Consider the following 23,176-nt stretch of genomic DNA (forward strand, 5'->3'; position numbering starts at 1 on the left):
ATACATCTATGGGTCGGACTAACCAGTCTGTCTGGCCAGAGCACCTGGTCGCAGACGGCAAACGAGATCAAGCACAACGAGGTTTCCTTATGCGATCCACCCTTCTTTACACCCTGCTCGGCACCTTCCTGGCCGCCGGCGCCGCCCACGCCGGGCACGCCAATCCCTGGGCCACCCCGAAAGACGACCTGCTGATGCAATACCACGACGAGAACCTGGAACAGAGCGTGGACACCCCGGGCGAGGACGAAATGCTCGGCGTGATGGAGCAAGGCGCCTACGGCAAGCTGGGCGGCTCCCCGACGACCGGCGGCCCGGGCGCCGGCGCCGGCGTGGGTGGCGGCAACCCCGGGGTCGGCGGCGGCCGCTGATCCCGGCCCGGAACGGAATTCCCGGAAACGAAAAAAGCCCGCGCGGCAGACCCGCGCGGGCTTTTTTCGTTGTGTGGCGTCCCCAAGGGGATTCGAACCCCTGTTACCGCCGTGAAAGGGCGGTGTCCTAGGCCTCTAGACGATGGGGACCTAGTTGAAAGGTCGGAGCCTACCCGACCAATTGATCACGTTTCAAGGTGACCAACAAGTAGGGCAGCACGCGTGACACGCACTGCCCGACCATATGGCGTCCCCAAGGGGATTCGAACCCCTGTTACCGCCGTGAAAGGGCGGTGTCCTAGGCCTCTAGACGATGGGGACCTGATTGGCGCGCCCGGGAAGATTCGAACTCCCGACCTTCTGGTTCGTAGCCAGACGCTCTATCCAACTGAGCTACGGGCGCTTTGGCTCCCCGAGCTGGACTCGAACCAGCGACCCAGTGATTAACAGTCACTTGCTCTACCAACTGAGCTATCGGGGAATACGTCTCGCGACGTGGGGCGGCATATTAATGATCCACCCCGGGTGCGTCAACACCCACGACCAGAAAAATGCGCCCATGAGCGCCCTGCCGGGCTAAGCCCTTGAAACGCGGTTGCGCGAGGCGGCGGCACTCCCCGTGGCAATCCTCGACGTCGCGACCTGGCCCGCCCCCCAGAACGAAAACGACCCGGCCGGGCCGGGTCGCAACACCTCACGCCCCGTTCCGGGGCAGGGTTCATCGGTGGGCGATCAGAGGAACTCGAGGTCCATGGCCACGGCCTCGGCGCCCTTGCGCGCGCACATTTCGTCGGTCTCGCCGGACGGGGCGCCCGAGACACCGATCGCCCCGTAGGTCTTGCCACCGGCCTCGATGGTGACACCACCGGCGCCGAACATCAGCCCCGGCACGTGGCCCAGGGCCCCGGCACCGCGATCCTCGATCGCCGAGGTGGCCGAGTTGAACGACATGGCGGTGTAGGCCTTGAGCTTGGAGATGCGCAGGGTCAGGTCCGGTGCCAGCACGTCACGCAGCACCACCTGCTCGTTGCCGCCGCGGTCGACGACCGTCACGCCCACCTGGATACCCTCCTCGCGGCAGGCCTCCATCGTCGCCTGGGCGGCCTTCAAGGCCATTTCCATGGACAGGCGGTCGACGCTGACGGTCATCGGCTGGTCGGACTGCGCCATCGCGGCATTGCCGGCCAGGGCCAGGCCGGTGGCGACGACGGCACCGCGAATCGCGTTCTTGGTGAATTGCATGGGTTCTTCCTCTTCGTTTGGCTTGCTGGTGGTCTTGGGAAATTCTGCACGATTCGATGGCATCTCTGGCTCGCGGGTTTGTTCGCAAGCAAGGCACCGGCCCGAAGGCGGGCTCATTGCCCGTCGAGGGGCGGCAACGCCGAGTGCGGTCAAACCCGCGACCCCCGTCCGGGCGGGCCTCCAAGGACCCATCTGCGGCGTTGCAGCCCTTGCAAAGGGCAACGGCCCTTCGCGGCGGACTGCGCCTTGCATCTGGGCCCTTGGAGGTCCCGCAGAGACGCCATCGAATCGTGCAGAGTTCCCTTGGGCTCTGTCGGCCCATTTTTTATCTTGGACCGGCTTACGCCTGGTCCAGGGTGGGGTAATCGATATACCCCTTCTCCCCTCCACCGTAGAAGGTCGAGGTGTCGGGTTCATTCAGCGGTGCATCGAGGCGGAAGCGCTCGACCAGGTCCGGGTTGGCGATAAACGGCACGCCGAAGGCCACGGCCGCGGCACGGCCTGCCTCGATATCCCTTTCGGCCCGGGCCTGGTCGTACTGGTAGTTGCGGATCACCGGACCCTCGAACAACGGCACCAGCTCGGCCAGGTCGAAGGCCGGGCCGGCATCGCCGGGCGCGTCCTCGCCCATCCCCGCGATGTGCAGGTAGGCCAGGCCGAAGGGGTTTAGCTCGCGCACCACGTAGGAGAAGGTGCCCCAGGGGTCGCTGTCGTGCATGCCGTTGAACGGTTGCAGCGGCGAGATGCGTACCCCGGTGCGCTCGGCACCGGCCACGCGGATCACGGCCGCCAGCACCTCGCGCAGCAGCCGCATGCGGTTTTCCAGCGTTCCGCCGTAACGGTCCGTGCGCTTGTTGGTGCCGTCACGCAGGAACTCGTCGATGAGATAGCCGTTGGCCGCGTGCACCTCGACCCCGTCGAAACCGGCCGCCAGGGCGCGCTCGGTGGCGCGGGCGTAGGCCTCGACCAGCTCGGGGATCTCCTCGGTTTCCAGCGCGCGCGGGGTTTCGAAGGGCTTCTTCTCGCCGGAGGGGACGTAGCCTTCCCCGTCGATGGCGATCGCCGACGGCGCCACCGGCAGCTTGCCACCGGGCTGGAAGTCGGAGTGCGAGACGCGGCCGACGTGCCAGAGCTGGAGCACGATGCGGCCGCCCTCGTCATGCACGGCCCGAGTGATCATCTCCCAACCGGCCTGCTGCTCGTCGCTGTGGATACCGGGCGTGGCCGGATACCCCTGCCCTTCGGGCACGACCTGGGTCGCCTCGCTGATGATCAGGCCGGCCCCGGCGCGCTGCCGGTAATAGGCGCGCATCATCTCGTTGGGGACGTTGCCCGGCACGGTCGCCCGGCAGCGGGTCAGCGGCGCCATGATGGCGCGGTTGGGCAGGGAAAGGGCCCCGAGGTTGACCGGGGTAAGCAATGCGGAATCCTGACTCATGGAACCTCGAACACGGTTGTTGTCGGGTGCCGAGCGTTCGATCCGGCCCGGCATCCGCTACGACAAGTTGGTTAGCCGGCTAACTTGTAGTCCACATGGCCGTCGAATGCCACCCGGATGGGCACCTCAGTGCCGGGCGGGTGCCCCCGCCGACTCCTGGACCAGGATCCACGGCGGCGTGACCACCGCCCACAGGGTCGGCTCGCCACTGGCCCAGCGACGGGCGGTACCGGTGTCGAGCGCGTCGATCTCGCCGGCATCCCGCCAGGCGCCCACCGCTTCGGCGCGGTCACGCACCATCGCCATGGCGACGTCGACCAGGTCCAGGCTCGGGGCGATCTTCAGGATCTGGCCCTTGGCGAAGAAGCGCTCGAGTTCCGGCCACTCGATCCGGGCGGTCTGCCCGACCAGCTCGGCGTAGAGCGTTTCGTCGTCAAGCGCCGCGGCGCCGGTCTCGGGGAGATTGGAGGAGATTTCTGTCATGATCTGCCCTTGTTCACTGTATTCGGAGAGGAGAGCCTGCCGATGGCCAAGCGCCGCCGCCCGGGACCGGACCGCTCGAGCTACCTGAATCACCGCAGCCGCGTCGAGCCGATCCGCGCCCCCGACGGCTCGTCCGTGCGCGAGCTGCTGCATCCGTCCCGTCACGCCATCGAGCGCCTGAGCGTGGCGGAGGCCAGCATCGATCCCGGCGAATCGACGCGTCTGCATCGCCACCCCGTGGCCGAGGAGGTCTACCAGATCCTCGACGGCGCCGGCCTGATGGAACTCGGCGACGAACGGCTCGCGGTGGTGCCGGGTGATATCATCCGCATCGCCCCCGGCCAGCCGCACCGGATCGAAGCGAGGAGCGAGGTCCCGTTGCGGCTGTTGTGCATCTGCCAGCCGGCCTACCGCGACGAGGATACCGAATTCCTCGACACCCCCGACCCCAGCGACACCGGAACGACATGGTCATCCAGCGCAGCACACTCGAATTCCTGATTATCGCCCTGGTCCTGGGCACCATCCTCGCCGCGACGCTCTGGCTCGGCCACGGCGCCGGCGTGCTGGTACTGATCGCCTGGGGCGTCGCCGGCTTCATCTACCTCAAGCGCAAGTCGCCCCGCACCAAGGGACACGACGACTCGACGGACTGACTCAGTCCGCCATCTCCTCGGCCATCAGCCGCCGCACCCGCTCGAGATCCGCCTCGGTATCCACCCCGGGCGGCGGCGTGACCTCGGCGATCTCGATCGCGATGGTCTCGCCCATCGACAGGGCACGCAGCTGTTCCAGCTTCTCCAGGCGTTCGATCTCCGGGCTGCCCGTGGCCACGAACCGGCGCAGGAAACCCGCCCGGTAGGCGTACAGGCCCAGGTGGCGAAAACCGAAGATGCCCGCCTCGCCGGCCTCGGGCAGGCCGTCGCGATGGAACGGGATCGGGGCGCGGGAGAAGTACATCGCCTCGGCGCGCTCGTTGGCGACCACCTTGACCGCGTCGGGCGAGAGAAACTCCTCGCGATCGGCGATCGGCACCATCAGGGTGGCCATCGCCGCCTCGGGCTTGGCGCGCAGCAGCTTGGCCACCTGGGCAAGCAGCACGGGCGGCATCATCGGCTCGTCGCCCTGCAGATTGACCACCACCGTCTCGTCGGGGAGCTCGAGGAAGTCGATCACCTCGGCCAGCCGATCGGTGCCCGAGGCATGACCCTCGCTGGTCAGCACCGCGCGTGCGCCGATCTCGGCCGCGGCCTCCTGGATGCGCTCGTCATCGGTGGCGACGACCACGTGCTCGCTGCCGGCCGCCACGCCACGCTCGTAGACCCAGTGGATCATGGGGCGCCCGGCAATCTCGGCCAACGGCTTGCCCGGCAGACGACTGGAGTCGTGCCGTGCCGGGATGATGATCCAGTCGCTCTCGTCCATCATGCCCCGGCATCCCCCCTGGTGTCGGTCGTTGCCGGGTGCTTCTTGCGCCAGGCCTGGTATTCCTCGTCCTCCAGCCGGCGAGCCTCGTCCTCGAGCATCACCGGAATGCCGTCCCGAACGGGATAGGCCAGGTGGGCCGAGAGCGAAATCAGCTCGTCGTTCGACTTGTCGTAGATCAGCGGTCCCTTGGTCACGGGGCACACGAGAATATCCAGCAGCTTCTTGTCCATCGGGGGTTACACCTCGTCGGGCAGCGCGGTCCAGCGACCTCGGGTCGATCACCGCGCGTGCATCAGGTTTCCAGTCGTTTCAGCGTGGCCTCGATCAGCGCGGGCGGCAGATCGATACCACCGCGCACCACCAGGAGCTGCCCGGGACGAACCGGGGGCTCGGGCCATTTGACCGCATCCTTCTCGGTCATGACAACCGGACGACCGTCATCGAGCCAGGCGCGGGCCTGGGTCCGGGTGGGCGCGGCGTGATCGTCCAGGGGGTGCGCCTCGACCTCGACCCCCTCGGCCTCGAGCATGGCGAAGAATCGTTCGGGGTTGCCAATACCCGCCAGCGCGATCACCTCCCGGCCGGCGAGATCCGTGATCGGCCGCTCGGTCTGATCGAAGCGGTCGAGCAGCCCCTGGGGGCGAAAGTCGATCCGCCAGGCGGGCACACCATGCGCCCCCGCCCCATGGCGGGCCGGCTCGGCGCCGTTGACCAGCACCGCGTCCACTTCGTCCATCACCGCCGGCGACTCGCGCAGGGGCCCGGCCGGCAGGCACCAGCCGTTGCCCAGCCCTCGATGACCGTCGACCACCACCCATTCGATCGTCCGCGCGAGCCGGTGATGCTGCAGGCCATCGTCGCTGACGATCACGTCGACCTCGGGGTAACGGGCCTTGAGCTGCCTGGCCGCCTCGCGCCGGTAGGGGTGGACGACCACCGGGGCACCGGTGCGCTGATGGATCAGCCAGGGCTCGTCGCCGCAGCTGGACGGGTCGACTGCCTCGGCGAGGTCGACCGGCTCGATACCGACCTTCACGCCAAAGCCGCGGCTGATCACGCCCGGGGTGTGACCGGCCCGGCGCAGGGCCTCGACCAGCGCGATCACCACCGGCGTCTTGCCCGTGCCACCGACGGTGAGATTGCCCACCACGATCACGGGGCATTCGGGCTGACGGCCGGCCGCTTTCCGTCGGCGACGGGCCGCCTCGGCACAGACCAGCCAACCCAGCGGCCAGAACAGGCGGGCAAGCAGACCACGGCGCTGCCAGAAGGCGGGATAACGCATCAGTCGGCCTGGTCGGCGAATTGCAGCCGGTAGAGACCGGCGTAGGCGCCGTCAGCGGCCAGCAGCTCCTCGTGGCGCCCCTGCTCGACCACGCGCCCGCCCTCCATCACGACGATACGGTCGGCATGCTCGATGGTCGACAGCCGGTGGGCGATCACCAAGGTGGTCCGCCCACGGGTGAGGTTCTCCAGCGCCCGCTGGATGAAGCCTTCCGAGCGGGTATCGAGCGCCGAGGTCGCCTCGTCGAGCAGCAGGATCGGGGCGTCGCGGTACAGGGCACGGGCGATGGCGATGCGCTGGCGCTGGCCGCCCGAGAGCAGCACGCCGTTCTCGCCGATGTTGGTCTCGAAGCCCTCGGCCAGTTGCTCGATGAACTCCTCGGCAAACGCGGCCTTCGCGGCCTCGCGCACCCGCTCCATGTCGAAGTCCGCGCCGTCGGCGTAGCCGATGTTCGCGGCGATGGTGGTATTGAACAGCACCGTCTCCTGCGAGACGTAGGCAAACTGGCGCCGCAGATCGGCCAACGGCACGTCGTCGTGACGCATCTCGTCCAGGCGGATCGCGCCACGCTGGATCTCGACGAAGCGTGGCAGCGCGCCCATGAGGCTCGACTTGCCGGCACCCGACTGGCCGACGAAGGCCACCGTCTCACCCGCGGCGATCTCCAGGCTCACGCCCTTGAGCACCCAGTCAGGATCGCGGCTATCGGTTGGCGCGGGATCGCGGTAGCTGAGCCAGACATCCTCCATCGCGATGCGCCCGCTGACCCGACCGACCGACTGGGTGCCCGACTCGGTCTCGCGCGGCTCATCGAGCAGGGCGAACAGGCTTTCGCCGGCGGCAATGCCTTTCTGGATGATGGCGTTGAGGTTGATCAGGCGCTTGGCCGGGGCGAGCGTCATGGCCAACGCGGTGATGAAGGAGACGAAGGTGCCGACGGTGATGTCGTCCATGCGATCGCCGCTGGTGGCGAACCAGACCACGCCGGCGACGCCGATCGCGAGCACGAACTGCGTCAGCGGCGAGGAGGCGGCCTGCACCGCCTGCATCTTCATGAACGCGCGGAAGTTGTACTGGTTCTGGCGATCGAAGCGCGCGCTCTCGTAGTCCTCGCCACCGTAGAGCTTGACCACGCGATGGCCGCTGATGGTCTCCTCGGCCACGTGCGAGACCTGCCCCATCGATTCCTGTATCCGCCGGGCGTAGCGACGGAAGGCGCGCGAGATGCCGGCAACCATCCCCACCAGCAACGGCAGCAGCACCAGGATGAACAGCGTCAGTTGCCAGGAGAGATACAGCATCCACACCAGCAGACCGATCACGGTCACGCTGTCGCGAATCAGGATCGTCAGCGCCTTCGAGGCGGCCTCGGAGACCTGTTCGCTCTGGTAATTGAGGCGGGTCAGCACCTCGGTCGACGGCACCCGGTCGAAGTAACGCGGCGGCAGATGCAATACCTGGGCGAAGGTGTCGTGGCGCAGGTCGCGGATCACCGACCGCCCCACCCAGGCCATGCCGTAGTTCGAGGCGAATTCACCGATCACGCGGAACAGGAACACGCCCAGCAGTGCCAGCGGCATCCAGGTGACCAGGGTCGGGTCGCGCTCGACGAAACTGCCGTCGAGCAGCGGCTTCATCAGGGCGGCGAAGCCGACCTCGGACAGGCCCGCGACCACCATGCCGACGATGGCGATCACCAACACCCGGGTATAGCGCCAGGTGTAGTTGAGCAGGCGGCGGTAGGTGGCCCACCCGGCCTCGGTGCGGGCGCGTTGCTTGAGCGACTCGGGATTCATCGTGGTGGCGTCGTCCCCATGCCGATCTTGTCGATGCCGGCGCGGCGGGCCTGATCCAGCACCGTGACCACCCGCTGGTTGACCACCTGGGCATCCGCCCAGAGCACCACCGGTCGGCCGTCGTCGGCAATCTCGGCCAAGACGCCGCCAAGCTCCTGCTCGGAAACACGGCGGCCGTCGACGGCGATCTCGCCGCGGGCGTCGAGTTCGATCACGTGATTCTCCAGTTCGGCCCGCTCGCTGCTGCCCGACTCGGACACCGGCAGGTCCACCTTGAGGGCGCGGTCATGCACGAAGGTGGTGGTCAGCATGAAGAAGATCAACAGCATGAAGACCACGTCGATCAACGGGATCAGGTTGAGCTCGAGCGGTTCGCGAGCACGCTGCCGAAAGTTCATGCCGCCTGCCTCCGTCCCAGGCCGGCCGGGTGGATCAGGTCGACCAGACGGATGGCCTCGGCCTCCATGTCGATGACCAGTTCGTCGATCAGCCCGCGGAAGTAGCGATGGAAGATGAACGCCGGCACGGCGACCATGATGCCTGCGGCGGTGGTGATCAGCGCCTTGGCGATCCCGCCGGCGAGGAGCTCGGGCGCCACCGCGCCGGCGCCGCTGTGCGCGGTGATCGCCTGGAACACGTCGATGATGCCGATCACCGTGCCCAGCAGGCCGAGCAGCGGCGAGATCAGCGCGATCGTACCCAGCGTGTTCAGGTATCGCTCCATCTGGTGGGCGACGTGACGGCCGGCATCCTCGATGCGCACGCGCATGCTGTCGGCCGAATGACTGCCCGCCAGCCCGGCGGCGAGGATGCGCCCGAGCGGCGAGACCCGGGAGAGCTCGTCCAGTCGCGCCGCGGTGATCCCGCCGTGGCCCTGCCAGGAACGGACCATCTCGACCGGGTCGCCCGCCATGATGCGCCCGCGACGCAGGGTGTAGAGACGCTCGAAGATGATTGCCATGGCAATCACCGAGGCAATGATGATGGGCAGCATCATGCCACCACCGGCCAGAACGAGATCAAGCATGTTCGTGGTAGGTCCTTGTCCGTGGAGTGATGGGTTCGGGTTGGCGCAACCGGTTCGGTCCCGCTCGAGCGACTGCCGTGGTGGTCACGCCGGGCGTGTCAGAACGGCGTGATCCGCTTGCCCTCGGGCCAGCGCACGCGGTAGCCGAAGTCGATCTGCCAGGGCTCGTCGGGTGCCAGCTCACGCTGATAGGCCCACACCCCCTTCTGGTCGTCGAAGGCGCGCTCGGCGGGCGTGTCGGTATCTGCCAGTGCCTCGACGACGATGTCGGCATCGAGCGGTGTCGGCATCCGCATCAGCACGGTCACCGGCACGGCCTCGCCATGACGGCTGGTCACCGTGACCTGGCGACGGCGCTCGATCTGGTGGACTTTGCCGATCAGGCCGTGACCGGCGCGTTCGTCCGGTGGGGCCTGGTAGTCGACCACCAGCCGGGGATCGACGCCGAAACTCAACTCCACCGGCTCGTCCGGCTGAAGCGCCGGGCGCGAGGTACTGGCCTGCTGCTGACCGTCGCGATGTATCTCCCAGCGGCCGGCCGGAAGCGGGTTGACGATGCTCGGCACGAAGCGGGCGACCACCACGGCATCCCGACTTTGCTGCGGGGCAACGCGGAGTGCCATCGTGGCATCCAGGCCCTGGTCGAGCACGGCCAGGCTCACCCCGCCCTCACCGCTGGGAATGGCGGCGGGCTTGTTCACCGCGATACTCGTGGCAAAGCCGGTCTCGTCCTCGACCCGTGCCGCCTCCGCCATGCCGGCGACATCGGCACGCATCAGCGAGCTCTTGGCCAGGGGTTGCACCGGGGCGCCATCCTCCGGGTCGACAAAGCCGATCGTCAACGGCAGGAGTTCCGGTACCGGGTAGAAGCGACGCTGATCGCTGGTCACGAGCGTCATCGGCACCGCCGGCCAGTCCTCGCCGGTCTGTTGATGCACCCGGGCCGTCATCCGCCAGTCAATGCGGCGCTCGGCGGTATCCAGCCGGGCGCGGTAGATCGGCTCCCAGCCGGCATTGGCGACCCGGTAAGCCAGGTGCAGGGCCTCGTCGCCCGGCTCCAGGTCCGTTCCGTTCAGGGCAATCCCGACCTGCCAGCCGGGGGGCTGGCCCGCCAATTCGTCGAGGGCGGCCTGCAGGGCGTCGACGTCCTCGTCGATCCGGGCCTGACGCTCGAGCAGGGCTTGCCGTTCTTCGCTCAGCCGCGACATCAACGTGTCGACCGCGCCGTTTTCCTTCCAGAGTCCGGCGATCTCGCCGTCTTCCGGCACGAGCGCCGCGAGCTGGTCACGGGCGATCCGCCGGCGCAGGCTGTTTTCCTCGAGCTCGACGGCCACGACCCGCGCGTCGGCGCGCACCTCCTCGAGCCGTTCGGACAGTCGTTGGTAGCGCGGTGTCTCTCGCACCACCTCGCGCTCGAGGCGGATGCCCGACTCGGTATCGACCCGCGGCCCCTGCACCCGGAGGCTGTCGCCGTCGAGATCGGCCGGCAGGCCACCGATCCAGAGCCGCCCACCCTGCTCGGCCGGATCTCGACGCAACAGCGAGGCATCGGTCCGGTCGAGGTTGGCCAGCGATTCGGCGGTCAGCGACCGGCTTACCCAGGCACCCGCCGGGGCGACCGTCAGCTGGTCGATGCCCATCGCGTGGTCGTCAACCGACTCGATCAGGGCATCGACCTCCGGCGAGGCGGCCTGCAGACCGCCCGCCCAGCCGAGCCACGAGGCGCTGCAGGCCAGCAACAAGGCGCCGGCCCGCCGCCGGGCCGGGACACAAAGCCGACCAGCGACTGCCCGATCAGCCATGTTCCGGCAGCTCGTCGAGCACGCCGCCGCCGGCACGACGGATGCGCACCGCCTCGGCCAGACGGTGGATGACCGCGCGGCTGTCGTCCCAGCCGATACAGGCATCGGTGATGCTCTGGCCGTAGTGGAGCGGCTTGCCCGGCACCACGTCTTGGCGACCGGCGACCAGGTGGCTCTCGATCATGGCGCCGACGATGCCGGCGTTACCACCGGCAATCTGACCGGCGACGTCCTCGGCCACCTGGATCTGGCGGGCATGCTGCTTCTGGCTGTTGGCATGCGAGAAATCGATCATCAGCCGTTCGGGCATCTCGGTCTGACGCAGTTGCTCGAGCGCCTCGCTGACGCTCGCCGCGTCGTAGTTGGTGCTGCGCCCGCCGCGCAGGATGATGTGGCAGTCCGGATTGCCGCTGGTCGCAAAGATCGCCGAACGGCCGGCCTTGGTCACCGACAGGAAGTGGTGCGGGCGCGCGGAGGCGCGAATCGCGTCGATGGCCACCCGTAGGCCACCATCGGTGCCGTTCTTGAAGCCGACCGGGCAGGACAGCCCCGAGGCCAGCTCGCGGTGAACCTGCGACTCGGTGGTCCGCGCGCCGATCGCGCCCCAGCTGATCGAATCGGAGATGTACTGCGGGCTGATCAGGTCGAGGTATTCGGTGGCAGTGGGCACGCCCATGTCGGCCAGGTCGACCAGCAGGTGGCGCGCCACGCCCAGGCCCTTGTTGATGTTGAAGCTGCCGTCGAGGTCCGGATCGTTAATCAGGCCCTTCCAGCCGACGGTGGTGCGCGGCTTCTCGAAGTAGACCCGCATCACCAGGAAGACGTCTTCCTTGACCTCGTCGGCCAGCTCGCGCAGGCGGGCGGCGTAGTCGCGCGCGGCATCCACGTCGTGGATCGAGCACGGCCCCATCACCACCATCAGCCGGTCGTCGCGGCGATCGAGAATGTTCTGGATGGTCCGGCGCGCGTGGGCCACCGTCTCCGCGCCCTGTTCCGAGAGCACGTACTCGGCCCGGAAGACCTCGGGCGGGGTCAGCTGGTGGATCTCCTCGATACGCAGGTCGTCGGTCTGTACGGTCATCTTCGCTCAACTATTGGCTATGGGCGCCCGGACGGTACACCGGGCGGAGATTCAGGGTCTCCATGGTAAAGGCCAAGCGCGATTTGCGCCATGGGCGCGCGACCAACTTACTGGCCGCCGGAGAACACCGTCGGACGATGCAGCTGCCGGACGGGAAAGCGCTCGCGTAGCCCGGCAAGCCAGGGGTAGTCGAACCGGGCGAATCGCAGGCAATCGGCCTGCTCCTCGGCATCCTCCAGTACCCGCCCCCAGGGGTCGACGATCAGGCTGTGCCCGTAGGTCTCGCGCCCGTCGGCGTGACGTCCGACCTGGGCGGCGGCCACCATCCAGGCGCTGTTCTCGATCGCCCGGGCGCGTAAAAGCACGTGCCAGTGCGCCTGGCCGGTGGCCCGGGTGAAGGCCGACGGCAGGCAGAACCAGTCGGCGCCGGCATCGGCGAGCTGGGCAAATTGCTCGGGGAACCGCAGGTCGAAGCAGGTCGCCATCCCGAGGCGGCCGGCCGGCGTGTCCACGACCACGGGCCGGTCGCCGGCGACGAAGGTGTTCGATTCGCGGTAGCTCTCGCCGTCCGGCAGCACCACGTCGAACAGGTGGATCTTGTCATAGTGGGTGACAATCCGGCCCGCCGCGTCGATCACGAGGCTGCGCGAGGCGACGCGATCCACCTCGGCCGGCTCGTCGGGGACGAACGGCAGGGTGCCGGCCACCAGCCAGACGCCGTGACGCGCCGCCCAGGTCGCGAGATCGTCGACCGCGCTCGGGGTGTCCGCCCGCGCCATGCGGACCAACTCGCGCGGGTCGGCCGGCATCGCCAGGAGGTTCTCCGGCAGCACCAGCACGCTTGCGCCGCCCTCGCCCGCCCGGGCAATCAATGCCTCGACCACGGGGCGATTGGCAGCCCAGTCGGCCCGGCCATTGAGCTGGGCGACCGCGACGGTCGGTGTCGTTTCGCTCATTGGGCCTCTCCTCTCGTCACCACGGGCTCGTCGAACGATCCCCCGATATGGTAGGTGACCGATGGCTCCGGGGCCTGGTCGAGTTGCCGGAAGGTCTCCTGCAAGGCCAGTACCGCTCCGCCGACCAGCGGGCCGCCGGCGACCGTGCCGATCAGGGGCAGGAGCATGCCGAAATCGGCGTAGATGCGCGCGGTCAGATCCAGGCGCCGCTCGACCAGCTGGAGCTCGCCGTCGATCAGGGCGCTCAGCGACGGGTTGGTCAGCTCGAGCGGATCGACCATCAGTCGCCCGCGATCCAGGCGCCACTGCCCGGCGAGCGTCTCGAAATACAGCCCCTCCTTGGTCACGTCGCGGAAATCGAGACGCAACCGGTCGGTCAGCGCCCCCAGGCTCATCAAACCCACCAGGCGGCCGGCGCCCGGGTCGATGCGCTTCAACTGCCCCTCGGACAACAGGAATCGACCGTTGCCGGCCGCCCGACCGACAAAGAAGCTCGTCGGACTGCCCGGCCAGGCGATGGTGAGCTGCCCCTCCTCGACCTCGCCGCCCTGGATGGGCGAATCGCCGTTGATCGCCTCGATCGCGCCCCCCAGGTCGGTGCCGTCGATGGCCAGCGACAGCCGCGTGCGCTGCCCCTTCGGCCCCTCGCTGACCCCGTCCTCCACGCGACCACTGCCGGAAACGCTCAGGCTCGGCGTCGGTTGCCAGTCCACGTCCTCGATCCGGTAATGCGCGTTCTCCGGCAGGGATTCGACGCGCAACCGGCCCAGCGCGAGCTCGTCGACCGTCAGGGCATCGACTACCAGGCTGGCCGCGGGCAGCGTTGCCAGGTCCCAGGCCTGCGGGGGAGCGGGGTCCCGATCGGCCGGGCTCGCCTCGCGATGCAGCCGCAGGCGGTCGAACTGCCCCTCCAGCCGGCCGGTCGACGGCCCCGCGGCGAACCGCAGCTCGCCCCGGTTCTCCTCGCCGGAAACGCCCAGCCACCAACCGTCGCCCCGGGTCGCCCAGCCGGCCGTGACCCCATCGAGCCACCAGTCACCGAGACGAAGTCGATCGATGCGGGCATCCACCCACCAGGACTCGCCCTCGCTCCCCGAGGTGGCGCCCGCGCCGTTCGAGGCAATCGACCCCCACCAGTCAAGCCAGGGATCGAGTGCCAGCTCGCCGAGGGTCACGCCGACGCGATGAGGCGCCGAGTCACCCTCGCCACCCGGAATCCCGTCCAGCGCCCGGTTGCCGATCCGGCTCTCGGCCAGCGCCCCGTTGTCGCCGAAGGCCAGTTCCGCACGCCAGGTCTGCGGGCCGTCAAGTCGGGCCGAGAGCGTCCGCAACCCGCCGTTGCGCACCGACATGTCGACGCTCAGCGGCCAGCTGATCGGGGCCGGCTTTGCCAGCGGCTCGGGCAGGCGGCTCTGCCAGCCCACCAATCCGGTCTCCACGCCGATCTCGACACCGCCCTCGCCGTGCGGCACGTCGACACGCACGCCCACGTCCGTCTCGCCCTCGAGGGAGGCAATCAGGGCCTCGGCCACCGGCGTCTGGCCCGCCTGGCCCAGCACCGAGGCAAGGCCCGTCGGCGTGAAACGGGTGGTTGCTCGGACACGGGTCGCCGCCCGGTCGGGCGCCCGATCGACCCGGGCATGGAAAGGCTTGCCGAGAAAACGTCCTTCGAGGGCATCGGCGGAGAAACGGGTATCGGCAAAGCGTAACGGCCCGCTGACGTCCTTGAACACGAAGCGCCCGTCGGCCACCGCCAATTGATGACCGGCGAACCGATAGGAACCGCTTGCCGTGGGTGGTGGAGCCCCCTTGGTCAGACCGATCAGCACGTCGAGGGTGAATTGGCCGTCACCACGCCCGGACACCCCCGCCAGGGCCCCGGCATCGATCAACGGCGTCTGGCCGAGCCCCTCGAGCAGTGCGTCGATCGCGACCGGCCGATCGACGGCGATCTGCAACTTGGGCGCATCGAGGTCGAAGATGCTCACGCGCGAATCGCCGACCGGCACCGGGCCGACATGGCCCTGCTCGACGTCGACGTGATACTGCTCGTTGATGAACGCCATGCTGCCGTCGGCCCCCGTGAGCGCGGGCCAGCCCGGGCGGTACGGCAAGGTCACGTCGTGGTAGTCGAAGACGATCGAGAAGTAGCCTCCGCCGTCGGTAAACGGCGCGCGGGCGGGATCGCCATGAAAGATGAAACGCCCCGCATCGACCCGGCCCTGCGCCCCCTCGCCTTCCAGCGCGGCATCCAGCCAGTCGAGCGTCCCCGGACCGATCACGTGTCGCGGCAGGTACCCCGGCGCCTGGCGCGTGTCATCAACGGAAAAGCCGCTGTCGATGCCGAGATACCCCGGCCGGTCACCCGCCGCCTGGCGGTAGAAGAATCGCCCGGCCACGTCCAGTCCCGGCGATTCGAGCACCAGGTTCGGACTGTAGAGCGCCAAGCCGGGGGCGGTCTGGTCCACGCCGCCAGTCCCCGCGATTCGGTCGAACCAGTAGAGATCCCCCTGCAGGCGATCGATGCCCACCGGCTCGCGGAACATGCCGGGCACGGCCAGGATGAGGTCCTGCTGATCGACGCGGGCGAGCCAGCCGCCCGGCTGGCGATACAGGGTCAGGTCGGCGCCGCCGCGCCCCGCACGGGTGCCGATGACCGGGCGCAGCGGCACGCCGGTGGTGTTGCCGAAGCCGGCGAGATCGAGAAAGCCCTCGACCAGCTCGCCGTCGAGAAACCGCAGGCGCACGTCGCGGGCCTGGCCGCGCGGCACGTTCTGGTCGAGCAGTTCGAGGAAATCGGTCGGCAATGGCGCGGCGGCCAGCCAGACGGCCAGGTGGCCAAGGTCGGCGTGGTCCGTGGCGAACAGGAGCTCGTCGCCGATCGCGCGCAGGCGCACGAACTCGGTCGGCAACGGCTCTTCGCGCGAGGGGCGCAGCTTGACGTTCTCGGCATCGAGGTGCCAGCCGTCGGCATCGCGCGCCCAGGCAAGCGTGGCCGAGACGCGATCTAGCGACGCCTGACGGGCATCGTCCTCGCCCAGCAGGTGCTCACGTGTCACGGCCAGATCGCGCACGTCCGCCTGCACGGTAAGTTCGGTCAGGCGCATCTCGCGCCACTCCAGCCACAACCGGCCCTCCAGGCGGCCCGAGTCGATGCGGGGCATGCCCACCTCGCAGCGGGCCGGGTTGCCATCCCCCGGACAGCCGCCCAGCGTGCGCCGCACGGTGGGGCCCCCGTATCGATCCAGCCGTCGCTGCACCGCGGGCAGCTCCCAACCGGTCACCTGCAGGAACAGCGAGACCTCGCTCTGCTCGCCGAAGCGCCCCTCGCCGGCAAAGCGCATGGGCTTGTCACCGATCCCGCCGAGCCTGGCATTGCCGGAGGCGCGCCAGTGCTCGCGGTCGAGCTCGGCGGCCAGGCTGAAGGTCAGGCGATCACCGCGGCCGGTCGGATCGCGGAATTCGACCACCGCGTCGCGCACCGACAGGTGCCCGAGTCGCGCCAGCTGGTCCTCCACCTCTGACCAGGAGACCCGCTGGGCGGTCACGCCGGCGCGTCCCTCGAGCGAGAGGTCGGCCACCGACCAGCCCTCGCGGTCGCGAATCAGGGTGAATCGGGGGGCATCGAGGGTGATCTTGTCGGCGACCAGGCGCCATTCGGTCAGGCTGCGCCACCAGGAAAGCCCCAGGCTCAGGGCATCGGCACGCGGCCCGGCGTCGATGCGCACGTCGCGAAAGATCACCTGCGGCTGATAGCCCTGCCAGCGCAGGTCGAGCGAACCGAAGCGCACCGGCACGTCGAGCGCTTCGCTGACCATCGCCTCGAAATCGGGCTGGTAGCGTTCCACCCAGGGCAGCAGCGCCCGGGAAACGGCACTGATCGCCGCGACCAGCACCAGCAGCACGGCGCCCACCATCAACAGGCGACGGAACGCCAGGCGAATCCGACGTTCCCGTTGTGCGCTGCTTGTCTCCATTAACTGGCCACTCCGCGTACCTCCGCCAGCCCGCCGATTGCCGACCAGCCGGTCGGCCATGTCCGATCACATCAGGACGATATCGTACTGCTCGGGCTGGTAGTGCAGGTCAATCTGGAGTTTAAGCGGAACGCCGGTGAATTCCTGCAATTCGGCCAGGGAGGTGGAATCCTCCTCGCGCAAGCGGTCGATCACCGAGGCACTGGCGATCACCAGCATCGACTTGGGTTGGTACTGGCGCGCATCCCGGGTGACTTCGCGGAAGATCTCGTAGCAGACCGTCTCGGCGGTCTTGACCGAACCACGCCCGGCGCACACCGGGCAGGTCTCGCAGAGCACGTGCTCGAGCGATTCGCGGGTGCGCTTGCGCGTCATCTCGACCAGGCCGAGCGTGGAGACGTCGCAGACCTTGGTGCGGGCATGGTCGCGCTCGAGCGCCCGGTTGAGCGCCTGGTGCACCTGCACGCGGTGCTCGGGCTCGGCCATGTCGATGAAGTCGATGATGATGATCCCGCCGAGGTTGCGCAGGCGCAGCTGGCGCGCGATCGCCGCGGCCGCCTCGAGGTTGGTCTTGAAGATGGTCTCCTCGAGCGTCTTGTGGCCGACGAACGCGCCGGTATTGACGTCGATGGTGGTCATCGCCTCGGTCTGGTCGATGACGATGTAGCCGCCGGACTTGAGCGCGACCCGTTTTTCCAGCGCGCGCTGGATCTCTTCCTCGATGTTGTGCAGCTCGAAGATCGGTCGCTCGCCGGGATAGTGCTCGACGATCGGCAGGATGTCCGGGACCATCTCCTCGGCAAACGCGATCGCGCGGTGGTAGGTCTCGCGCGAGTCGATGCGGATCTTCTCGACGAACTGGCCGAGGGTGTCGCGCAGGGTCCTGAGCGCCAGTGGCAGGTCCTCGTAGACCAGCCCCGGGTCGGTCATCTGCTGGCGCCGCTCGGCGAGATTGCTCCACAACCGGCGCAGGAAGCGGTAGTCATGGCGCAGCTGCTCGCCCTCGACGCCCTCGGCCGCGGTACGCAGGATCAGGCCGCCGACCCCCTCGAGCGTTCCCTCTTCCTCGAGGATGATCTCGGTCAGGCCGGTCTTGAGGCGGTCGCGTTCGTTCTTGTCCTCGATCCGGCTGGAAACGCCGATGTTGCGCCCATTGGGCACGTAGACGAGATAGCGCGACGGGATGGTGATCTCGGTGGTCAGGCGGGCGCCCTTGGTGCCGATCGGGTCCTTGATCACCTGCACCAGCAGGTTCTGGCCGGTGCGCAACAGCATCTCGATCGACGGGGGCGAGGACTCGAGCTCGGTGTCCGGATCATCCATCTTCAGCTCGACATCGGAGACGTGCAGGAAGGCCGCGCGCTCCTCGCCGATGTCGATGAAGGCCGCCTCCATGCCCGGCAGCACGCGGGTCACGCGGCCACGGTAGATGTTGCCCACCATCCCACGCGAACGCGAACGCTCGATGTTGATCTCCTGGAGCACCCCGTTCTCGACCATCGCGATGCGGGTCTCCTGCGGGGTGATGTTGATCAGGACTTCTTCGCTCATGACTCAATTCTCGTTGTTATTCCGTGTCGTCCCCGTCATCCCGATCCATCCAGGCCGGCCGGATGCCGAACAGGGCGAGCAGGCGGCACGTGGCCGCCAGCGGCAGGCCGATCACGGCACTGCAATCGCCCTCGATCGCCTCGACGAAACCGCCGGCCCGCCCCTGCAGGCCGTAGCCACCCGCCTTGTCGAGTGGCTCGCCGGTGGCCACGTAGGCGCGGATCGCCTCGGTCGACAATCGCGCAAAGCGCAACCGCGAGGCGACCACCACGTCGTGGCGCTGCCCGCCGTCGCCCACGGCAACGGCGGTGATCACCTGGTGCCACTGGCCACTCAGGCTGGCGAGCATGGCCTCGGCCTCGGCCGCGTCGACGGGCTTGCCCATCGGCCGCCCGTCCGGCCCGGCCACTAGGGTATCGGCCGCCAGCAACACGCCACCGGGCGGCCATGACGGTACCGCCAGCGCGGCATCGAGCTTCGCCCGGGCAAGGCGCAGGACAGCCGACTCGGCCGCCTCGCCCGGCAGGAGCGACTCGTCCACCTCCCGCGCTGGCCGTGCCCACCCGGCAATGACGAAACCGGCCTGTTCGAGCAATTCCCGGCGGCGAGGTGAGCCGCTGGCCAACCACAAGGCGGGACGGGGATCGAATTCGGGTCTCATCGTTTCATTCTAACGATTCGACCCGAGCCGCGGGGGTCCGGTTTCCCGTCCGTCACTCGCGGTGATAGGGGTGATTCTGGTGCAGGGACCAGGCGCGGTAGAGCTGCTCGGCCACCAGCACGCGCACCAGGGGGTGCGGCAGGGTCAGGGCCGACAGTCGCCAGGTCTCGTCGGCGCGCTGGCGCAGGGATTTGGCCACCCCGTCGGGTCCGCCGATGACCAGCGCCACATCGCGCCCCTCGACCAGCCAGTCGCCCAGCGAGGCCGCCCACTGGCGAGTGTCCCGGTCGCGACCACGCTCGTCGAACAGGATCACGCGCGCGCCCTTCGGGATCGCCCGCTCGATGCGTTCGGCCTCCATCGTCTTGACGCGATCGATGTCGACGTTCTTGCCGCGCGGCGCGGCCGGGATCTCGGTCAGGCGCACCGGGCAGCCGGCGGGCAGGCGCTTGAGGTATTCCTGCGTGCCCTCCTCCGCCCAGCCGGGCAGCTTGTGCCCGACGCTGATCAGTTCGATCCGCACCCCGAATTTACGATTTCGTGGCCGACGGGTCGGCGGCCGGCGCCGACCAGAGCTTCTCGAGCTGATACAGCGCGCGCGTCTCGGGCATCATCAGGTGGACGATCACGTCGATGAAGTCGACCAGCACCCATTCGGTCTGCGGCGTGTCGTCGCCCTCGACGTTCATCGGGCGCATGCCGTGCTCCTTGAGGGTCTTGACCACCTCCTGCGCCATCGCCTTCAGGTGGCGATCGGAGGTCCCGGAGGCGAACACCATGTAGTCGGTGAAATTGCAGCGTTCGCGCACGTCGAGGGTGACCAGATCGACGGCCTTGAGTCCCTCAAGTGCCTCGATGGCGTGCTTGAGGATCTCCTCGGCCGGCATCGGCGGGGTCTGGTCGACCGGCTGGTTGCGGGTGGATGGCGGTTGATTCGCGCTCATGTTGGGAAACCTGTTGCCTGGCGGCACCGGGCCACCAATGGAAGTTAAAAACGAAATGAAATCGGAGTGAAATCAGCGTTGAAAACGGGCAATGGTCGGCGCAACCGGGGATGCGGTCAACCACGGCAGAAATGACGGACCACCGGCTCGGGCACGAGGTAACGCAGCGAGCGGCCCTGTTCGATGAACCCGCGCAGGATGGTCGCCGAGATATCCAGCCGGGTGATGGCCACCGGCACGATCCGGCCGACTGGTGACTCGGCCAGCGCGCCGGGGACGACCTGCCGTTCGGCCAGCCACCGGGCGGCCGTGCCGGTCGCCTCCGAGCCCGGCCGGGTCGCGACCGCGATGTGCGCGAGATCGAGGATGCGTTCGACCTCGTGCCAGCCCGGCAAGCCATTGAAGGCATCCATGCCCATCATCAATACCAGCGGCTCGCCCGGGTACTCGGCGGCGAACTCGGCCAGGGTGTCGGCCGTGTAGGACGGCCCGGCCCGGCGGTGCTCGCGGTCATCGAGAACGAATCGCGGTTCGTCGGCGATCGATTGCGCCACCAGGTCGAGGCGCGTGGCCGGATCCAGGAGCGGCTCGCCCCGATGGGGCGGGATGGCCGCCGGCACCAGGTGCACCCGCGAAAGATCGAGGGTCTCGGCCACCTCGGTCGCTAGGCGCAGATGACCGATATGGACCGGGTCGAACGTCCCGCCAAAAATGCCGATCATGACCGGCTCAGTGCCGCGTCTCGCCGTTGCCCAGCACGATGAACTTCTGCGAGGTCAGCCCCTCCAGGCCCACCGGGCCGCGGGCGTGTATCTTGTCGGTGGAGATGCCGATCTCGGCACCCAGGCCGTATTCCATGCCGTCGGCGAAGCGCGTCGAGGCATTGATCATCACCGACGCCGAATCCACCTCGCGCAGGAAACGCCGCGCGGTGGTGTAGTTCTCGGTGACGATCGAGTCGGTGTGATGCGACCCGTAGGTCTCGATGTGCTCGATCGCTGCATCCAGCCCGTCGACCACGGCGACGGCGAGGATCGGGCCGAGGTATTCCTCGCCCCAGTCGGCCTCGGTGGCCGCGGTCATCGACGAGACGATCGCCCGCGAGCGCTCGCAGCCGCGCAGCTCGACGTCGAGCTCGCCGAATCGCTTGGCCAGATCCGGCAATACCGTTTCCGCCACCGACTGATCGACCAGGAGCGTCTCCATGGCGTTGCAGACGCCGTAGCGATGCGTCTTGGCATTGATCGCGATCGCCTTGGCCTTGTCCAGATCGGCATCCCGATCGATGTAGACGTGACAGACGCCGTCGAGGTGCTTGATCACCGGCATGCGCGCCTCGCGCGAGACCAGCGCCACCAGCCCTTTGCCGCCGCGCGGGATGATCACGTCGAGCGCCTCGGGGCTGTGCAACATCGCCGTGACCGCCTCGCGGTCGGTGGTACCGACGATCTGCACGGTCTCGGCGGGCAGGCCAGCGGCCTCCAGGCCGTCACGGATGCAGGCGGCCAGGGCGTGGTTGCTGTGGATCGCCTCGGAGCCGCCGCGCAGGATGGTGGCGTTGCCGGATTTCAGGCACAGCGCGGCGGCATCGATGGTCACGTTGGGACGCGACTCGTAAATGATGCCGATCACGCCCAGCGGTACGCGCATGCGCCCGACCTGGATGCCCGACGGGCGGAAGACGGTGTCGCTGATCTCGCCGACCGGGTCCGGCAGTGCGGCGATCTGTCGCACGCCCTCGGCCATCTTCTCGATGCCGGCGGCATCGAAGGCAAGGCGGTCGATCATCGCCTCGTCGAGCCCGTTGGCGCGTCCGGCCTCGAGATCCTTCTTGTTGGCCTCGATCAGGGTACCGGTGTGTTGAACCAACTGGTCGGCGATGGCCAGCAAGGCGGCGTTCTTCTTCTGCGTGTCGACACGGGACAGCGCTCGTGCCGCGCGGCGAGCCGCTTGCCCCATCGCCTGAATGGTCTCGGTGACGCTCTTGTCATTGGCCATCGGTAGCTCTCTCCTAAGTTCGAGACGAGCCGCCGGGGCGCACTCGTCATGGATTCGGTTACGGCTCGAGCCGCTGGCCCGGGCCACCCATTAGGCCAGCCACGAGAGTCAACGTCCCGGGCGGGTCGCGTGCAACATCACCCGGTCGAGCAAGGCCCAGACCCGGCCGCCGCCGTCCGCGGTGTTGCAGCCCTCGCCCAGGCCCTTGATGCAGCGATCCACCTCCGCACAACCGGCAAGCAGGCGCTGCCAGTTTCCGGGCGGCATCGCACGGGCTCGTGCCTGGTAGCGACGCGCGAGGAACGCCGGAATCCGGGTCTTCTTGAAACCCGCCTGGTCGTTGCCGGCCAGCGCCACCAGCGCGCGCAGGTCGCGCGCGATCACCCACAGGATCAAGAGCGGCTCGGTGCCCTCGGCGCGCAGGCGCGAGAGCAGGTACAGGCCGCGCTCGCGGTCGGCATCCAGCACCGCGTCGCTCAATGCGAAGGTATCGACTCGCGACTGGTTGGCCAAGCCCTGGGCAACCCGGGCGGCATCGACCGGCCCCTCGAGGTCCATCAACGCGAGCTTCTCGATTTCCTGGGCGGCGGCCAACAGGTTGCCCTCCACGCGCCCGGCGATCAGCTCGGCGGCGTCCCGCTCCAGGCGCACGCCGTGCGTGGCGGCGCGCCGGGTGATCCAGGCCGGCAACTGCCCCAGCGGCACGTCGTTGAACCGTACCGCCAGCCCCGCGCCGGCCAGCGCCTTGAACCAGGCGCTCTTCTGCAGCTGGTTGTCCAGCCGCGGCAGGCTGACGATCCAGATATCCGACTCGCCGCCCCCCTTGACCCGCTCGGCGAGCGTACTCAGGGCCTTGGAGCCGACGCGGCCAGGCTTGCCGTCCGGCATGCGCAGGTCGATGATGCGCTGGCTGGCGAACAGCGACAGGCTCGCGCCCTGGCTTTCCAGCGCGCCCCAGTCGAACTTGCCGTCCACCTCGAAGCGCAGCCGCTCCTCGCACCCCGCCTCGCGGGCCTTGGCGACGATGGCATCACGCGCCTCCTGGACCAGCAGCGGCTGATCGCCGCCGATCACGTACAGGGGTTCCAGCCCCCGGGCCAGGCCCTGCTCGAATTCCTGTGGCTTGGCGAGCACGT

General features: G+C 68.5%; 23 protein-coding genes and 4 tRNA genes. 3 read left to right on the forward strand and 24 right to left on the reverse strand.

Annotated elements, in window-relative coordinates:
* The first annotated feature begins 89 nt into the window (after nt 1–89).
* On the forward strand, nt 90–371 hold the full coding sequence (locus LV475_RS01025) for a hypothetical protein (RefSeq protein WP_250105567.1): 282 nt from the start codon (nt 90–92) through the stop codon (nt 369–371).
* Nucleotides 372–445: 74 nt separating this feature from the next.
* On the opposite strand, the gene LV475_RS01030 is transcribed toward LV475_RS01025, so the two are convergent.
* The 7 genes from LV475_RS01030 to LV475_RS01060 form a co-directional block, all read right to left on the reverse strand.
* Nucleotides 446–521, reverse strand: a tRNA-Glu gene (locus tag LV475_RS01030).
* A gap of 95 nt (nt 522–616) precedes the next feature.
* Nucleotides 617–692 (reverse strand) — tRNA-Glu (locus LV475_RS01035).
* Between the two features lie 5 nt (nt 693–697).
* Nucleotides 698–774, reverse strand: a tRNA-Arg gene (locus LV475_RS01040).
* A 2-nt stretch (nt 775–776) separates the two neighbouring features.
* Nucleotides 777–852, reverse strand: a tRNA-Asn gene (locus tag LV475_RS01045).
* A gap of 251 nt (nt 853–1,103) precedes the next feature.
* Nucleotides 1,104–1,613 carry a GlcG/HbpS family heme-binding protein gene (locus LV475_RS01050; RefSeq protein WP_136867244.1) on the reverse strand — a complete coding sequence of 170 codons (510 nt, stop codon included), beginning with the start codon at nt 1,611–1,613 and terminating at the stop codon, nt 1,104–1,106.
* Nucleotides 1,614–1,953: 340 nt separating this feature from the next.
* The gene (locus LV475_RS01055) at nt 1,954–3,051 is read right to left on the reverse strand and encodes an alkene reductase (RefSeq protein ID WP_250105568.1); all 1,098 of its coding nucleotides are present in this window, start codon (nt 3,049–3,051) and stop codon (nt 1,954–1,956) included.
* A 126-nt stretch (nt 3,052–3,177) separates the two neighbouring features.
* Nucleotides 3,178–3,534: a DUF2288 domain-containing protein gene (locus tag LV475_RS01060; RefSeq protein WP_136867246.1), complete on the reverse strand. Its 357-nt coding sequence runs from the start codon at nt 3,532–3,534 to the stop codon at nt 3,178–3,180.
* Nucleotides 3,535–3,576: 42 nt separating this feature from the next.
* On the opposite strand from LV475_RS01060, the gene LV475_RS01065 reads away from it, so the two are divergent.
* On the forward strand, nt 3,577–4,035 hold the full coding sequence (locus LV475_RS01065; protein WP_156574324.1) for a cupin domain-containing protein: 459 nt from the start codon (nt 3,577–3,579) through the stop codon (nt 4,033–4,035).
* A complete protein-coding gene (locus LV475_RS01070; protein ID WP_136867248.1) occupies nt 4,002–4,190 on the forward strand; it encodes a hypothetical protein in 189 nt (62 codons plus the stop codon). Before LV475_RS01065 ends, LV475_RS01070 begins: the two co-directional genes overlap by 34 nt.
* Before the next feature lies 1 nt (nt 4,191).
* Here LV475_RS01070 and kdsB read toward each other — a convergent pair whose 3' ends face one another.
* The 17 genes from kdsB to holA all read right to left on the reverse strand — a co-directional run bounded on the left by kdsB (nt 4,192) and on the right by holA (nt 23,174).
* Nucleotides 4,192–4,962 carry a 3-deoxy-manno-octulosonate cytidylyltransferase gene (gene kdsB, locus LV475_RS01075; RefSeq protein WP_331281109.1) on the reverse strand — a complete coding sequence of 257 codons (771 nt, stop codon included), beginning with the start codon at nt 4,960–4,962 and terminating at the stop codon, nt 4,192–4,194.
* Nucleotides 4,959–5,192 carry a Trm112 family protein gene (locus tag LV475_RS01080; RefSeq protein ID WP_136867249.1) on the reverse strand — a complete coding sequence of 78 codons (234 nt, stop codon included), beginning with the start codon at nt 5,190–5,192 and terminating at the stop codon, nt 4,959–4,961. The genes kdsB and LV475_RS01080 overlap by 4 nt, the downstream gene beginning before the upstream one ends.
* A 62-nt stretch (nt 5,193–5,254) precedes the next feature.
* Nucleotides 5,255–6,247 carry a tetraacyldisaccharide 4'-kinase gene (lpxK, locus tag LV475_RS01085; RefSeq protein ID WP_250105569.1) on the reverse strand — a complete coding sequence of 331 codons (993 nt, stop codon included), beginning with the start codon at nt 6,245–6,247 and terminating at the stop codon, nt 5,255–5,257.
* Nucleotides 6,247–8,043, reverse strand: coding sequence for a lipid A export permease/ATP-binding protein MsbA (gene msbA, locus LV475_RS01090; protein ID WP_250105570.1), 1,797 nt, complete (start codon nt 8,041–8,043; stop codon nt 6,247–6,249). The genes lpxK and msbA overlap by 1 nt, the downstream gene beginning before the upstream one ends.
* Entirely contained in the window at nt 8,040–8,441 is a 402-nt protein-coding gene (locus LV475_RS01095) for an ExbD/TolR family protein (RefSeq protein WP_250105571.1), read from the reverse strand. The genes msbA and LV475_RS01095 overlap by 4 nt, the downstream gene beginning before the upstream one ends.
* Nucleotides 8,438–9,070: a MotA/TolQ/ExbB proton channel family protein gene (locus LV475_RS01100; protein ID WP_136867253.1), complete on the reverse strand. Its 633-nt coding sequence runs from the start codon at nt 9,068–9,070 to the stop codon at nt 8,438–8,440. The genes LV475_RS01095 and LV475_RS01100 overlap by 4 nt, the downstream gene beginning before the upstream one ends.
* A gap of 98 nt (nt 9,071–9,168) precedes the next feature.
* Nucleotides 9,169–10,872 (reverse strand): DUF4139 domain-containing protein, encoded by a 1,704-nt coding sequence (locus LV475_RS01105; RefSeq protein ID WP_250105572.1) that lies wholly within the window; start codon nt 10,870–10,872, stop codon nt 9,169–9,171.
* The gene (locus LV475_RS01110) at nt 10,865–11,953 is read right to left on the reverse strand and encodes a 3-deoxy-7-phosphoheptulonate synthase (RefSeq protein WP_250105573.1); all 1,089 of its coding nucleotides are present in this window, start codon (nt 11,951–11,953) and stop codon (nt 10,865–10,867) included. The genes LV475_RS01105 and LV475_RS01110 overlap by 8 nt, the downstream gene beginning before the upstream one ends.
* Before the next feature lie 107 nt (nt 11,954–12,060).
* Complete coding sequence (locus tag LV475_RS01115) at nt 12,061–12,909, reverse strand: carbon-nitrogen hydrolase family protein (protein WP_250105574.1); 849 nt, start codon at nt 12,907–12,909, stop codon at nt 12,061–12,063.
* A complete protein-coding gene (locus tag LV475_RS01120; RefSeq protein ID WP_250105575.1) occupies nt 12,906–16,886 on the reverse strand; it encodes a YhdP family phospholipid transporter in 3,981 nt (1,326 codons plus the stop codon). Before LV475_RS01120 ends, LV475_RS01115 begins: the two co-directional genes overlap by 4 nt.
* Before the next feature lie 66 nt (nt 16,887–16,952).
* Nucleotides 16,953–18,437: a ribonuclease G gene (gene rng, locus LV475_RS01125; RefSeq protein ID WP_250105576.1), complete on the reverse strand. Its 1,485-nt coding sequence runs from the start codon at nt 18,435–18,437 to the stop codon at nt 16,953–16,955.
* A gap of 16 nt (nt 18,438–18,453) precedes the next feature.
* Entirely contained in the window at nt 18,454–19,098 is a 645-nt protein-coding gene (locus LV475_RS01130; protein ID WP_250105577.1) for a Maf family protein, read from the reverse strand.
* Between the two features lie 52 nt (nt 19,099–19,150).
* Complete coding sequence (gene rlmH / locus LV475_RS01135) at nt 19,151–19,621, reverse strand: 23S rRNA (pseudouridine(1915)-N(3))-methyltransferase RlmH (RefSeq protein ID WP_156574344.1); 471 nt, start codon at nt 19,619–19,621, stop codon at nt 19,151–19,153.
* A gap of 7 nt (nt 19,622–19,628) precedes the next feature.
* Nucleotides 19,629–20,042: a ribosome silencing factor gene (rsfS, locus tag LV475_RS01140; RefSeq protein ID WP_250105578.1), complete on the reverse strand. Its 414-nt coding sequence runs from the start codon at nt 20,040–20,042 to the stop codon at nt 19,629–19,631.
* A gap of 116 nt (nt 20,043–20,158) precedes the next feature.
* Nucleotides 20,159–20,764, reverse strand: coding sequence for a nicotinate-nucleotide adenylyltransferase (nadD, locus tag LV475_RS01145; RefSeq protein ID WP_250105579.1), 606 nt, complete (start codon nt 20,762–20,764; stop codon nt 20,159–20,161).
* Between the two features lie 7 nt (nt 20,765–20,771).
* The gene (locus tag LV475_RS01150) at nt 20,772–22,040 is read right to left on the reverse strand and encodes a glutamate-5-semialdehyde dehydrogenase (RefSeq protein WP_250105580.1); all 1,269 of its coding nucleotides are present in this window, start codon (nt 22,038–22,040) and stop codon (nt 20,772–20,774) included.
* A gap of 108 nt (nt 22,041–22,148) precedes the next feature.
* A complete protein-coding gene (gene holA, locus LV475_RS01155) occupies nt 22,149–23,174 on the reverse strand; it encodes a DNA polymerase III subunit delta (RefSeq protein ID WP_250105581.1) in 1,026 nt (341 codons plus the stop codon).
* Nucleotides 23,175–23,176: the final 2 nt, after the last annotated feature.

Origin of the sequence: Guyparkeria hydrothermalis, assembly GCF_023555375.1 — a bacterium.
Lineage (GTDB): Bacteria > Pseudomonadota > Gammaproteobacteria > Halothiobacillales > Halothiobacillaceae > Guyparkeria > Guyparkeria hydrothermalis.